This window comes from Pseudomonas sp. efr-133-TYG-103a, from assembly GCF_030209235.1.
Classification (GTDB): domain Bacteria; phylum Pseudomonadota; class Gammaproteobacteria; order Pseudomonadales; family Pseudomonadaceae; genus Aquipseudomonas.
In genome coordinates this window covers 18,006-31,817 of record NZ_JARVSK010000018.1, presented here as the reverse complement: position 1 = coordinate 31,817, position 13,812 = coordinate 18,006, and the positions used below count along the sequence as shown (strand labels likewise).

Annotated in this window: 9 protein-coding genes; 5 read left to right on the top strand and 4 right to left on the bottom strand. The window is 60.4% G+C overall.

The annotated features are described in order from the left end of the window. Positions 1 to 292: 292 nt before the first annotated feature. On the top strand, positions 293 to 1,069 hold the full coding sequence (locus tag QRN36_RS16275) for a ferredoxin--NADP reductase (protein WP_285424996.1): 777 nt from the start codon (positions 293 to 295) through the stop codon (positions 1,067 to 1,069). Between the two features lie 160 nt (positions 1,070 to 1,229). Here QRN36_RS16275 and mscL read toward each other — a convergent pair whose 3' ends face one another. Next, positions 1,230 to 1,679: a large-conductance mechanosensitive channel protein MscL gene (mscL, locus tag QRN36_RS16270; protein WP_285424995.1), complete on the bottom strand. Its 450-nt coding sequence runs from the start codon at positions 1,677 to 1,679 to the stop codon at positions 1,230 to 1,232. A gap of 199 nt (positions 1,680 to 1,878) precedes the next feature. On the opposite strand from mscL, the gene radA reads away from it, so the two are divergent. Next, positions 1,879 to 3,249, top strand: a complete 1,371-nt coding sequence (radA, locus tag QRN36_RS16265) for a DNA repair protein RadA (protein WP_285424994.1) — start codon at positions 1,879 to 1,881, stop codon at positions 3,247 to 3,249. 138 nt (positions 3,250 to 3,387) lie between these two features. Here the strand turns inward: radA and QRN36_RS16260 are convergent, their stop codons facing one another. Beyond that, positions 3,388 to 3,756, bottom strand: a complete 369-nt coding sequence (locus QRN36_RS16260; RefSeq protein WP_285424993.1) for a PilZ domain-containing protein — start codon at positions 3,754 to 3,756, stop codon at positions 3,388 to 3,390. A 150-nt stretch (positions 3,757 to 3,906) separates the two neighbouring features. On the opposite strand from QRN36_RS16260, the gene QRN36_RS16255 reads away from it, so the two are divergent. The 3 genes from QRN36_RS16255 (at position 3,907) to yjiA (ending at position 7,326) form a co-directional block, all read left to right on the top strand. Next, complete coding sequence (locus QRN36_RS16255) at positions 3,907 to 5,976, top strand: carbon starvation CstA family protein (protein WP_093469793.1); 2,070 nt, start codon at positions 3,907 to 3,909, stop codon at positions 5,974 to 5,976. Between the two features lie 26 nt (positions 5,977 to 6,002). Further along, entirely contained in the window at positions 6,003 to 6,200 is a 198-nt protein-coding gene (locus QRN36_RS16250) for a YbdD/YjiX family protein (protein ID WP_081566497.1), read from the top strand. A gap of 148 nt (positions 6,201 to 6,348) precedes the next feature. Beyond that, positions 6,349 to 7,326 carry a GTPase gene (gene yjiA / locus QRN36_RS16245; RefSeq protein ID WP_285424992.1) on the top strand — a complete coding sequence of 326 codons (978 nt, stop codon included), beginning with the start codon at positions 6,349 to 6,351 and terminating at the stop codon, positions 7,324 to 7,326. A gap of 807 nt (positions 7,327 to 8,133) precedes the next feature. On the opposite strand, the gene glyA is transcribed toward yjiA, so the two are convergent. Continuing rightward, entirely contained in the window at positions 8,134 to 9,387 is a 1,254-nt protein-coding gene (gene glyA, locus QRN36_RS16240; RefSeq protein WP_093469797.1) for a serine hydroxymethyltransferase, read from the bottom strand. Positions 9,388 to 9,610: 223 nt separating this feature from the next. Beyond that, a complete protein-coding gene (locus QRN36_RS16235; protein ID WP_373568761.1) occupies positions 9,611 to 13,450 on the bottom strand; it encodes an EAL domain-containing protein in 3,840 nt (1,279 codons plus the stop codon). Positions 13,451 to 13,812: the final 362 nt, after the last annotated feature.

Genomic DNA, 13,812 nt, shown 5'->3' with positions numbered 1-13,812 from the left:
GTCCATGTGATCAAAGTCTAGGAAGAAAATAAGGACGCGATACACGCATCCATCGCAGTCTGGCGCCGGGACATGTTGACCTGTCCGACTCGCTACAGCGACCCCTCATCGAATCAACGGGTTACGACGCACGTCAGGTTGCTGAGAGCTTGGCGCGATAGCCCCAATAGCCAAACAATCTTAAAAGCGAGGCGGGCGCTTCGTGATACCACTACAAACCTGCGGTGTTTATCCGCGTCGGTTTGCGGGAAACTGGATGTCCGTTTGGAATGACAGGAGCCAGGAGCGCCTCATGACTGCCAGTGCAGAGAAATTCACCCGGCAAACGCTGCTGGACGTTACCCCGCTGACGCCAAGTCTGTTTACCTTTCGTACGACGCGGGATGCTGGTTTCCGCTTCACCGCCGGACAATTCGCACGACTGGGCGTGACCAAGGCCGACGGCAGCACGGTCTGGCGGGCGTACTCGGTCGTCTCTTCGCCGTTTGATGAGTTTCTTGAGTTTTTCTCCATTGTCGTACCGGGCGGCGAGTTCACCAGCGAGCTGAGCAGGCTGCGCGAAGGCGACACGCTGATGGTAGAAAAGCAGGCGGTCGGGTACCTGACGCTGGATCGATTTACCGATGGCCGCGATCTCTGGATGTTGTCCACCGGTACCGGCGTGGCCCCGTTCCTGTCGATACTTCAGAACTTCGAAGTGTGGGAAAAATTCGAGCGGATCATTCTGGTGTACAGCGTTCGTGAGGCGAAGGAGCTGGCGTATCAGCAACTGATCGCTGAGCTGACCCAGCGCGACTATCTGGCCGAATACGCGCACAAGTTCCGGTTCATCGCGACCGTCACTCGCGAAGAGCTTCCCGGCGCGCTGCATGGTCGCATCACGACGTTGATCGAGAACGGTGAGCTGGAACAGGCTGCCGGGATAACGCTTGGCCCGGAGCATTCGCGCGTGATGATCTGCGGCAATCCACAGATGATCGAGGACACCCGTGCAGTGCTCAAGACCCGCGACATGCGCCTGGCCTTGACCCGCAAGCCGGGGCAGATCGCAGTCGAGAATTATTGGTAGGGCGGGTATCAGCTGGCGGACGCGTCGCTGTGGAAGCGAATTCATTCACCAGACGCCGTGACATCCTGCCAAAGACCTGGCGTCTGACGGTCCGCACCGCGAATGAATTCCTTCCCAGAGTTTCCCGCCTAGCTGCGCGGGCTATGGCCAGGCGCTTTGCTTAGACCAACCGGTCTGGCGTCACCTGAATCGGCGCGGCGGGTTTGTCGTTCTGCTCCTTGAGCAGGTCGCGGATTTCGCCCAGCAGCACTTCCTCTTTGCTGGGAGTCGGCGGAAGCGTTGGAGCCTTGGCCTCTTCGCGTTTCAGACGGTTGATCGCCTTGACGCCCATGAAGATCGCGAACGCGACAATGATGAAATCGACCACGGTCTGGATGAATTTGCCGTAGGCCAGAACCACAGCGGGGGCATTGCCTTCGGCAGCGCGCAGGGTCACGGCCAGATCGCTGAAGTCCACGCCGCCGATCAGCAGCCCCAGGGGCGGCATGATTACATCGCCGACGAACGACGAAACGATCTTGCCGAATGCCGCGCCAATGATGATACCGACGGCCATGTCGACCACATTGCCTTTGACGGCGAAGGCTTTGAACTCGCTTAGTACGCTCATGGGTGTATTCCTTTGTTACAGATGAGTGTTGTGGATGCAGTGTATGTCAGCTATCTGCATCCCGCGTAATCCCTGCAATCGACCGGCTCATGCCCGGTTAGTTTTATTGAATCCCCCAAAAAAGTGGCCTGCGCCGGTGTCGTACGCAGCGACTTGAGGCATGGGTTATCATTGCCCCTTTTTTCGCGTCGGGGGTTTCATGGCCAAGGCCAAGCGCATGTATGGCTGCACCGAGTGCGGCGCGACCTTTCCCAAATGGGCCGGGCAATGTGGCGAATGCGGCGCCTGGAATACCCTGGTCGAAACGGTCATCGACAGCAGCACGGCGGCGGCCCCGAGCGGTCGCGCGGGCTGGACCGGCCAACAGGCGCAGATCAAGACCCTGGCCGAGGTCAGCGTCGAGGAAATTCCGCGGTTCTCCACTAATTCGACCGAACTTGACCGTGTGCTGGGCGGCGGCCTGGTCGATGGTTCGGTGGTGCTGATCGGCGGCGATCCGGGCATCGGCAAATCGACGATCCTGTTGCAGACCCTGTGCGCCATTGCCGAGCGCATGCCTGCGTTGTACGTGACCGGCGAAGAATCGCAGCAGCAGGTCGCCATGCGCGCCCGGCGCCTCGGGCTGCCCCAGGACAAGTTGCGGGTGATGACCGAGACCTGCATCGAAACCATCATTGCGACAGCGCGCATCGAGCAGCCCAAGGTCATGGTGATCGACTCGATCCAGACCATCTTCACCGAACAACTGCAATCGGCGCCCGGCGGCGTGTCGCAGGTTCGGGAAAGCGCGGCGTTGCTGGTGCGTTACGCGAAACAGAGCGGCACGGCGATTTTTCTGGTTGGTCACGTGACCAAGGAAGGCGCGCTGGCGGGCCCGCGTGTTCTGGAGCACATGGTCGACACCGTGCTGTATTTCGAAGGCGAATCAGACGGTCGCCTGCGCCTGTTGCGTGCAGTGAAAAACCGTTTCGGCGCGGTCAACGAGCTTGGCGTCTTCGGCATGACCGACAGGGGGCTGAAAGAGGTCTCGAATCCCTCGGCGATCTTCCTCACCCGGGCGCAGGAAGAAGTCGCCGGCAGCGTAGTCATGGCAACCTGGGAAGGCACGCGGCCCATGCTGGTCGAAGTCCAGGCGCTGGTCGATGACAGCCACTTGTCCAATCCGCGTCGGGTCACGCTGGGCCTCGATCAGAACCGGCTGGCGATGCTGTTGGCGGTTCTGCACCGGCACGGCGGCATTCCGACCCATGATCAGGACGTTTTTCTCAACGTGGTAGGCGGGGTGAAGGTGCTGGAAACCGCCTCTGACCTCGCGTTGATGGCAGCCGTCATGTCCAGCCTGCGCAACCGCGCGCTGCCGGGGGATTTGCTGGTATTCGGCGAGGTGGGACTGTCGGGCGAAGTCCGTCCGGTGCCCAGTGGACAGGAACGCCTCAAGGAAGCGGCCAAGCATGGCTTCAAACGGGCAATCGTGCCCAAAGGCAACGCGCCAAAAGAGTCGCCGCCGGGCCTGACCGTGATCGGCGTGACTCGACTGGATCAGGCGCTGGATGCGTTGTTCGAGGAGTAATTCGGAGTACGCGACAAGAAACATTGCAGGAGCGCGCCTGCCCGAGAAAACATTCGTGCAGCCGCGACTAATGGGTCGGGTCCGCCATCGAATCGCGGGCAAGCGCGCTCCTGCAGAGGACTGGATTTCGGCCTACCGTCAAACCTCGATCAACGCCGCCAACTCCCGCTCCAGCTCGTCGTGATCGGCCAGATTCAGTTCGATCAGCCGACGCAGATGGGTGACCGAATCCAGTCCGATGTGCTCACACACGAACCCCAGATGGTCATGGTCGTCGTGGGTCAGGCGCACTTCCATCTGCACGTCGATATCGACGTTCAGGTGGATATCCACAATAAATGATTTGTCCGGGTCGCCAAGCCAGGGCGAAGGCCGCTCGATCAGCAGGCCCTTGAGCGAGAGATCGATCAAGTGAACGGGCCAGCTTTTATCGCCTTGGGTCAGTTCAGTCCTGGCGTCAAACGAGATGCGTTTAAAGCGCCGACGGTCTTCGTGGGATGCTGTCATGAGCCGACTTCTCCGGTGCGTGCTTGGCCATAGCTGAGTTGACTATAGGACAAAACCGGCGTCAGACCATCGTGGGGGGTGGCCTTTCGCTTCAGCAGCGCTAAACTCTTTTTGCTGCTCTAAATAAGTCCACTCAGCTGGAAATAAAAAATGAAAAATAATAATAGTCTGCTGCGCCATGTGCCCTGGCTGATTGTTGCGATTCTTGGGGCCTGGGCCCTGGGGGTAGTTGCATTGCGTCGCGGGGAGGCGATCAACGCACTCTGGATCGTGGTGGCTGCGGTGGCCATTTATCTGGTCGCCTATCGCTACTACAGCCTGTTCATCGCAACACGTGTCATGCAACTCGACCCGACCCGGGCTACGCCCGCGGTGCTCAACAACGACGGGCTCGATTACGTTCCCACCAATAAACACATCCTCTTCGGCCACCACTTTGCCGCCATCGCTGGCGCGGGCCCGCTGGTCGGTCCGGTGCTTGCCGCGCAAATGGGCTACCTGCCCGGCACGCTCTGGCTGATTGCCGGCGTGGTGCTGGCCGGTGCGGTGCAGGATTTCATGATCCTGTTCCTGTCCACTCGCCGTAACGGCCGTTCGCTCGGCGACATGGTCCGCGAAGAAATGGGCCGGATCCCCGGCACCATTGCGCTGTTCGGCTGCTTCCTGATCATGATCATCATCCTTGCGGTGCTGGCGCTGATCGTGGTCAAGGCCCTGGCGGAAAGCCCGTGGGGCATGTTCACGGTCATGGCGACCATCCCGATCGCGATGTTCATGGGCATTTACATGCGCTACATCCGCCCGGGTCGCATCGGCGAAATCTCTGTGGTCGGCGTGGTGCTGTTGCTGCTGTCGATCTGGATCGGCGGTCAGGTCGCGGCCAGCCCTGAATGGGCGCCGCTGTTCACCTTCACTGGCGTGCAGATCACCTGGATGCTGGTCGGTTATGGCTTCGTCGCCGCCATGCTGCCAGTCTGGCTAGTGCTTGCGCCCCGTGATTACCTGTCCACTTTCCTGAAGATCGGCACCATCATCGCTCTGGCGATCGGCATTCTGATCCTCGCGCCCGAGTTGAAAATGCCGGCGTTGACCCAGTTCACCGACGGTTCCGGCCCGGTCTGGAAGGGCACGCTGTTCCCGTTCCTGTTCATCACCATCGCCTGCGGTGCGGTGTCGGGCTTCCACGCGCTGATCTCTTCGGGCACTACGCCCAAGCTGCTGGATAACGAAGTCAACGCGCGCTACATCGGTTACGGCGGCATGCTGATGGAATCGTTCGTGGCGATCATGGCCATGGTGGCCGCGTCGGTCATCGAGCCCGGTGTGTACTTCGCGATGAACAGCCCGGCGGCCATCGTCGGCACGGACGTCAACGCGGTCGCGCAGATGGTCAGCAGTTGGGGCTTCGTGATCACCCCGGATCAGCTGGTTGCAACGGCCAAGGACATCGGTGAAAACACTATCCTGGCCCGTGCCGGTGGTGCGCCGACGCTGGCGGTGGGGATAGCGCAGATCCTCCATCAGGCTTTCCCCGGCCAGAACACCATGGCGTTCTGGTACCACTTTGCGATTCTGTTCGAAGCGCTGTTCATCCTGACCGCAGTGGATGCCGGTACCCGCGCCGGTCGTTTCATGCTGCAGGACTTGCTCGGCAGCTTCGTGCCCGCGCTGAAACGTACTGAGTCCTGGACCGCCAACGCCATCGGCACCGGTGGTTGCGTCGCGTTGTGGGGCTACTTGCTGTATCAGGGCGTGATCGATCCGCTGGGCGGCATCAACACACTGTGGCCGCTGTTCGGCATCTCCAACCAGATGCTCGCCGGGATCGCGTTGATGCTGGCAACGGTCGTGCTGATCAAGATGAAGCGCCAGCAGTATGCATGGGTGACCATCCTGCCCGCGTCGTGGCTGCTGATCTGCACCGTGACCGCAGGCTTCATCAAGCTGTTCGATTCCAACCCGGCGGTGGGCTTCCTGGCGCTGGCGAAGAAGTACAGCGCGGCGGCCGATGCCGGTCAGGTGCTGGCGCCTGCCAAGAGCATGGAGCAGATGCAGCACGTGATCTTCAACGCCTACACCAACGCGGCACTCACCACGCTGTTCCTGTTCGTGGTGTTGAGCATCCTGTTCTACGCGATCAAAGTGGGTCGCGCGGCATGGGTGAAGAAAGAGCGTACCGACAAGGAAGCGCCATTCCAGGCCTTCCCGAAAACCCACTGAGTGCGCTGTGAGGCGAGGAGCTGCGTATGTTCAATGATCTGAGTCGTCTGGGTAAGTACCTCGGCCAGGCCGCGCGTCTGATGGTCGGGATGCCTGACTACGACAATTACGTCGAGCACATGCAGAACAAACACCCGGACAAGCCGGTGATGTCGTACGAAGCGTTCTTTCGCGAACGTCAGGACGCACGCTACGGCGGCAAGGGTGGGCCCAAGTGCTGTTGATGGCTTAGGCTGTCGACACGTTTGACTGACGCGCCACGCTTGTCGTGGCGCGTTTTCATTTGGATACTTTTATTGTTTGTGCCGACGCCTCGCGAACCCATTCGCGCCACAAGCGTGCGTCGGCGCGCATCTGATTGCAGGAGTCGGCATGACCGTTTCGCAACCCATTCCCGTCACGGTGCTGAGTGGCTTTCTCGGCGCAGGCAAGACTACGTTGCTGCGTCACCTGCTCAAGGAAGAGCACGGCTTGAAGATCGCCGTGATCGAAAACGAATTCAGCGACGCAGGCGTCGACACCCAATTGCTCGGCAATGAGCCCGTGCAAGTGATGACCCTGTCCAACGGCTGCGTGTGCTGCACCATCCACACCGATCTCACCAAGGCACTGGTTCTGCTGCTGGAGCGGCTGGACAGCGGCGCTATTTCCTTTGACCGGCTGGTGATCGAATGCACCGGGCTGGCCGATCCGGCGCCTGTCGCCCAAACTTTCTTCATCGATGAAGAGCTTCGCGAACGCTACATCCTCGACGGCATCATCACGCTGGTCGACGCGGCCCATGCCGACACTCATCTGGAGCAAACCATCGCCCAGGCGCAGATCGGATTTGCCGACCGCCTGCTCGTGAGCAAGACCGATCTGGTAGACGAGGCCACGTTCACTGCCCTGAGCGAGCGCCTGACACGAATCAACCGCCGCGCGCCGATACGCGTGGTCGAGCATGGCAAGATCGATCTGGCCGAACTGCTGGATGTGCGTGGGTTCAACCTGAATGCCGACGTCGGGGGCATGATTTTGCGCCCTGCGGCGCCAGCGGGCCGATCGATCGACCGCATCAGCAGCCTGGTCCTGCGCAGTGACAAGGCGCTGGATATCGACAAACTCAGTGAGTTCATGAACACGCTGCTGGAAGACCACGGCAAGCAATTGCTGCGCTACAAGGGCGTCCTCAACATCGCGGGCGAAGACCGCAAGCTGGTGTTTCAGGGCGTGCTGAAACTGTATGGCTTCGACTTCGACGTGGAGTGGGCGCCCGATGAACAACGCGAAAGCGTGATCGTGTTCATTGCCGATGACTTGCCGGAAGAAAAGATACGAGAAGGGTTCGCCAAAGTGGCGGCTGGCTGAGTCCTCATGCGCACTGCCTAACCTTGCACGAGCGCTTGCCCGCGAATACATGACGCGCCTACAAGGGATTTGTGGCGTTGCGAAGTTGTGGGAGCGTGGCTTGTCCCGCGATCGGCGACGCAGTCGTCGTAAAACCTGCGCATGCGGTCTGCCTGATGTACCGCGTCGTCCGATTCTGCTGCCGCTGCGCGCCAGATCGCGAGCAAGCCACGCTCCTACAAGGGATTTGTGGCGTTGCGAAGTTGTGGGAGCGTGGCTTGTCCCGCGATCGGCGACGCAGTCGTCGCAAAACCTGCGCATGCGGTCTGTCTGATGCGCCGCATCATCCGATTCTGCTGCCGCTGCGCGCCAGATCGCGGGACAAGCCACGCTCCTACAAGGGATTTGTGGCGTTGCGAAGTTTTGTGTCGAGCGCAGAATTTATAGGAGAGAACATGCTCGCGAACTTGACGCACTACCTGTGGGAGCGTGGCTTGTCCCGCGATCGGCGACGCAGTCGTCGTAAAACCTGCGCATGCGGTCTGTCTGATGCACCGCGTCATCCGATTCTGCTGCCGCTGCGCGCCAGATCGCGGGCAAGCCACGCTCCTACAGGGGATTTGTGGCGTTGCCAGAATTTGTGTCGAGCGCAGAACTTGTGGGAGTGAGCTTGCTCGCGATCGGCGACGCAGTCGTCGTGAACACGGGCCATGCGGTCTGTCTGATGTACCGCGTCCCAGGACCAAGCGCTCCTACGAAAAGTGCGCCCTGAAACAAAAAGCCCGGCTCTGGAGCCGGGCTTTTTCATGCCACTGCTGCTGCGTCAGATCACGCGCCGTAAACCGGCAGCTTGGCGCAGATGGCTTTGACTTTCTCACGAACGGCGTCGATGACCGCTTCGTTGTTCAGGTCAGCCAGGATGTCGCAGATCCAGCCCGCCAGCTCCTTGCACTCTGCTTCCTTGAAGCCGCGAGTGGTCACGGCCGGGGTGCCGAAGCGCAGGCCGGAGGTGACGAACGGGGAGCGCGGATCGTTAGGCACGGAGTTCTTGTTCACGGTGATGAAGGCTTTGCCCAGCGCGGCGTCAGCATCTTTACCGGAGATGTCCTGCTTGATCAGCGACAGCAGGAACAGGTGGTTTTCGGTCCCGCCGGACACCACGTCGAAACCGCGCTCGATGAACACGCCAGCCATGGCCTTGGCGTTTTTCACGACTTGCTGCTGGTAAGCCTTGAACTCTGGCTGCAGCGCTTCCTTGAAGCAGATCGCTTTAGCGGCGATGACGTGCTCCAGAGGACCGCCCTGGCCACCCGGGAATACAGCGGAGTTCAGCTTCTTCTCGATCTCGGCGTTGGCGCGCGCCAGGATCAGGCCGCCACGTGGGCCGCGCAGGGTTTTGTGGGTGGTAGTGGTGACCACGTCCGCGAATGGAACCGGGTTCGGGTAGACACCAGCGGCGACCAGACCGGCCACGTGGGCCATGTCGACGAACAGGTAAGCGCCGACCTTGTCAGCGATGGCGCGGAAACGCGGGAAGTCCAGAATCTGCGAGTACGCCGAGAAACCGGCCACGATCATCTTGGGCTTGTGCTCGACCGCCAGACGCTCGACTTCGTCGTAGTCGATCAGGCCGTTGCCATCGATGCCGTACTGAACTGCGTTGTAGAGCTTGCCCGAGGAAGACACGCTGGCGCCGTGAGTCAGGTGACCGCCGTGGGCCAGGCTCATGCCCAGAATGGTGTCGCCAGCGTTGAGCAGGGCCAGGTAAACGGCGCTGTTGGCCTGGGAACCGGCGTGCGGCTGAACGTTGGCGTAGTCGGCACCGAACAGCTCTTTGGCGCGATCGATGGCCAGTTGCTCGACGATGTCGACGTATTCGCAGCCACCGTAGTAACGCTTGCCTGGGTAGCCTTCAGCGTATTTGTTGGTCAGCACCGAACCCTGGGCTTCCATGACAGCAGGGCTTGTGTAGTTTTCCGAGGCGATCAGCTCGATGTGCTCTTCCTGGCGCTTGGCTTCTTGTTCCATAGCGGCATACAGGTCGGAGTCGTACTTGGCGATAGTCAAATTACGGCTGAACATGGCGGTCCTCGGGGATCGGGCAGTAGAAAAGGGGGGCATTCTACAACATCGGGTTTTATCTGGCATATGAAAGCCAGTCATGTCTTGGACAAGCGGTTTTCATCCAGACTGACGCGGCACCTGTAGGAGTGAGCTTGCTCGCGATTCGGTGTATCAGTCTCCGCATTTCTGTCAGGACGACCGCAATCGCGAGCAAGCTCACTCCTACAGAGGGGAGCTGCTTCTAATCGAGCATGAACAGCGCGTCATTGCTGAATTGCGCTTCGAAGCGGGTGGCCGGCATCGGGCGACCGAACAGGTAGCCCTGCACTTCGTCGCAGCCGTGTTCGCGCAGGAACTCGAGTTGTTCGTGGGTTTCCACGCCTTCCGCGATCACGGCGAGGTTCAGACTGTGAGCCATCGCAATAATGGCGCGGGCGATCTGAGCGTCTTGCTCGCCCGACGGCAGGCCGTCGACGAAAGTGCGGTCAATCTTGAGCACGTCGATCGGGAACTGTTTGAGGTAGTTCAGGGACGAGTAACCGGTGCCGAAGTCGTCGACCGCAATGCTCAGGCCGAGACGCTTGAGCCCCGCCAGGATCTGCATCGCTTCGCTGACTTCCCGCATGAGGATACTTTCGGTCAGTTCCAGCTCCAGGCAGGCAGGCGGCAGACCTGTCTCCTTGAGGATGTTGGCGATGCGCGTGCCCAGCTGGCCGTCGGAGAACTGCCGCGCCGAAATGTTCACCGACACTTTTGGCACCCGGACTTTCGCCTTATGCCACTCGCGCAGCTGCTGGCACGCCTGTTTGAGCACCCATTCGCCCACCTCGACCACCAGACCGAGCTCTTCGAGCACCGGAATGAAATCCCCCGGCGGCACCAGGCCGCGACGCGGATGGCGCCAGCGCAGCAGCGCTTCGGCACCGGTCAGGCGCTTGCCATCGCCGCTGAACTGCGGCTGGTAGTACAGCGTGAACTCTTCCTGCTCCAATGCATGACGCAGGTCGCTTTCCAGTTCCAGACGCTCCAGGGCGCTGGCGTTCATATCGGCCTGATAAAACTGGAAGTTGTTCTTGCCGCGCTCTTTGGCGTGGTACATCGCCGTGTCGGCGTTCTTCATCAGCTGGCTCAGTTCGTTGCCGTCCTGCGGGCTGAGCGCAATACCGATACTGGCGGTCACGAAGAACTCCCGGCCTTCCAGCACGAACGGTTTCACCAGACTGGCGAGAATCTGCTCGGCCACATGAATGGCACGTGTCAGTGCGGCCTGCTGCGAGGCGCCAGGTTGCAACAACAAGGTGAACTCGTCGCCGCCCATGCGCGCGACGGTGTCATCGTCGGCCACGCAGTCCAGCAGCCGCGAGGCCATTTCCTTGAGCATCCGGTCGCCGGCGGCATGGCCCAGCGAGTCGTTGATCGGCTTGAAGCGGTCCAGATCCAGAAACATCAGCACGACCCAGGCGTTCTGCCGTTCAGCCTGCTGCAGCGCAGTGTGCAGCCGATCCTGGAACAGCGTGCGGTTGGGCAGGTGGGTCAGGGCGTCGTAATAGGCCAGGCGATGAATGCGTTGCTCGCTGGCCTTGCGCTCGCTGATGTCACTGAAGAAGCACACGTAACTGGCCAGATCGCCTTCGTCGTCGAACACCGCGGTGATGCCGACCCAGGCCGGATAATGTTCGCCGTCGCGACGCTTGAGCCAAAGCTCACCTTCCCAACTGCCGCGCTGATGCAGTTGTTTGAGGATGTAGCTCATGTGCGCTTCTTGCTGGTCCTCGACCGTCAGCATGATCGGCAACTGGTCGAGCACCTGCGAAACGGCATAACCACTGACGCGACTGAACGCATCGTTGGCCTGAACGATGTAGCCGGCGGGGTCGGTGATCAGGATCGCCGAGGTCGAGTGCTCGAAAACCGTGGCCGCCATGCGCAGGTCTTTTTCTGCGCGGCGCTGCTGACTAATGTCACGGCCGACGCCGAGAACGCCTTCGAAGGTTCCGAATTCATCCCATACCAGCACCAGGCGCAATTCCACCGGAATCTTGCGCCCATCGGCGCGCAGGCAGTCGAAAAGGAACAACTGGGTGCCGATCTCTGTGCGCAATTCGGCGAGCGCTTCGGGTTGCGACAGCGACTTGCCGATGCGATGAAGCAGCGCCTGAAGTGCAACCAGTTGCTGCGGGTTGGCGATGATCGAGTTCCAGCCGTTCTCCAGAATCCAGTCGGCGCTGTAGCCCAATACGGCGTTGACCGAAGGGCTGACATAGTTGGGCTGAAGTCTCTGATCGGTGGAGAAGATCACGTCGCTGATGCTTTCAGCCAGCATCCGGTAGCGCTGCTCGCTGTCGCGTAACGACTGGCTGGCTTCGATCTGCTCCGTGATGTCCTTGGCCACCCCGATGATGCGAGTGACCTTGCCGTGTTTGTCCGGCGCCAGTGCCTGTTCGCGAATATCGAAGCGACGCCAGCGGCCCTGCCGGTCCCGAAAGCGCAACTGGCACTGCGTGAGGTCGCTGCGGCCTTCTTCGGTGCGTGCCAGACGCAAGAATTCGTATTGATCGGTGTCTTCCGGGTGCAGCAGGATTTCCCAGAAATACTCACCCATCTGCTGCAGCTCATCTCGGCTGTAACCCAGCGTGTGGCCCAGATGATGGTTGCTGTAAATCATGTGACGGCTGGTGACGTCCTGGACGTACAGATGGTCGGGAACGGTGCGCACCACGTCGGACCAGAAACCTTCCCGTTCCTGCAGCGAGAGCTCGGTCTGCTTGCGATTGGTGATGTCGTTGATGTTCAGGATGACCGCATTGAAATCTTCGGCATGCTCGGGAAAACGCACCACCAGCCACAGATGCTTATCGTTGCCGCCGGCGTCCGGCAGGAGGATTTCTAGTTCCAGCTGACGCCGGCCATCGAGCACCGCCTCCAGTATCTGCAGGCCTATGCCTTGCCGGGAGCGTGGGCAACCTTCAATCAATTGCTGCCAGACGTTCTCCGCCGATTCGGCTTGCAGCAGTTGCGCCGCGACCTGATTGACTTCGGCGATGCGCAGTTGATGCAGCAGGCCTTCCAGCTGATCCGGGTGCTTTAGCAGGCGTGCCCTCAAATCTTCGCTGCTGAAGAGTTGCAGGTGTTTCAGGTATTCGGACAAGCCGGACAGGTCCAGCACGCACAGTGCGACGCCGGTGCCTTCGAAGATGTCTTTGTAGCGACGACGGCTTTCGTGCAACTGCAACTGGCGCCGACGCAAACTGCGCAATGCGAAAAGCGGAACGATGGAGCAGAGCAGGGCAATCAGGCATTTGCCGATCAACGGCGCGATCAGCGATTGACGGGTTTTGTACGCGTCGTAGAGGCCGCGCAGCTGCCAGTCGCTGTTGGTCAGCGGTTCGAGCAGCACGGTCTGGATGTTGCTGTCGGTCAGTTGCGCATCTTGTGCGCCGCCGCGATAAATCTGCCGCTGATTGTCGCGATTCTCCAACAGCCACGCTGGCTGATAGTCCTGATCGCTCTGGCGCGTCAGGGTTCTGAGCGCGGTCGGATTGAGCCGCAGCACCCAGTAGCGGTCGTTGCTGGCGCCGGGCTGACGAACGAACAGGTAAAAAGACGCACTGTCTCTGGCGTCTGCGTAATAGTAGGTGCGTCCCTGGATGGACGGCAGCATCTGAGTCAAAAAGCTGGCGTCGCTGCTCGCCGGGTCGCTGTCTGCAGTGACCTTCGCATCGGCGTCGAGCCACACGACACTGTCGAGGCCCGGCATCGATTGACGCAAATGAGCCAGCATCGATGCCTTCTGATCGGCGTTCTGAGGCGGGCCTTTGGCATCGTCCAGCAGATTGAGCGCAACCTGGGCATTGAGCGCCATGTTCAGACTAAGCCGGTCGGCCAGTTGAATGCTGTAATCCACCGCGCGTTGATGTTGACGCTCTTGGGTCTGCTGGAACTGCTCGACCAGTTGCCAGAGCAGAAGCGCAAGCATCAGCAGCACCAGCACCGCGAGCGCGCCTTTCAGCGAGCCTCGAAAAGGCACTGCCGTCGCGCTTCTCGATGGGCGCAAGGGTGAAGTGGGTGTTGGTGTGGACAAACTGTGATCCTGACTGCCGGACTGAATCAGCGTGTGCGAAATGCACTATATGCTCGACGCCCAAAGGGCGGCTAGCATGCCTTGACTTGTGGCTAAGTGCCAGCCCCATTGGGCCGCACGGTTTGCCCTGTCGACAGCATTCGGGTAGCTTTGCGCGACGCGCGCTGCGCCCGATTTCTGTACGCCTGACTCGACGCTTGCAAACATTGCTCCAGCTTTAATACCGGTGCTCGGAAGTTTGCCGCAGCTGTTGCGGTCAAGTATTGATCAATTCAAGGCCCGGAATCGCCCGACGGCAAGTTGCGCAGCTAAAAAAAGCGATTTTTGCGACTCGGCTCGCGCCTTTATTCACAGTCCTAACC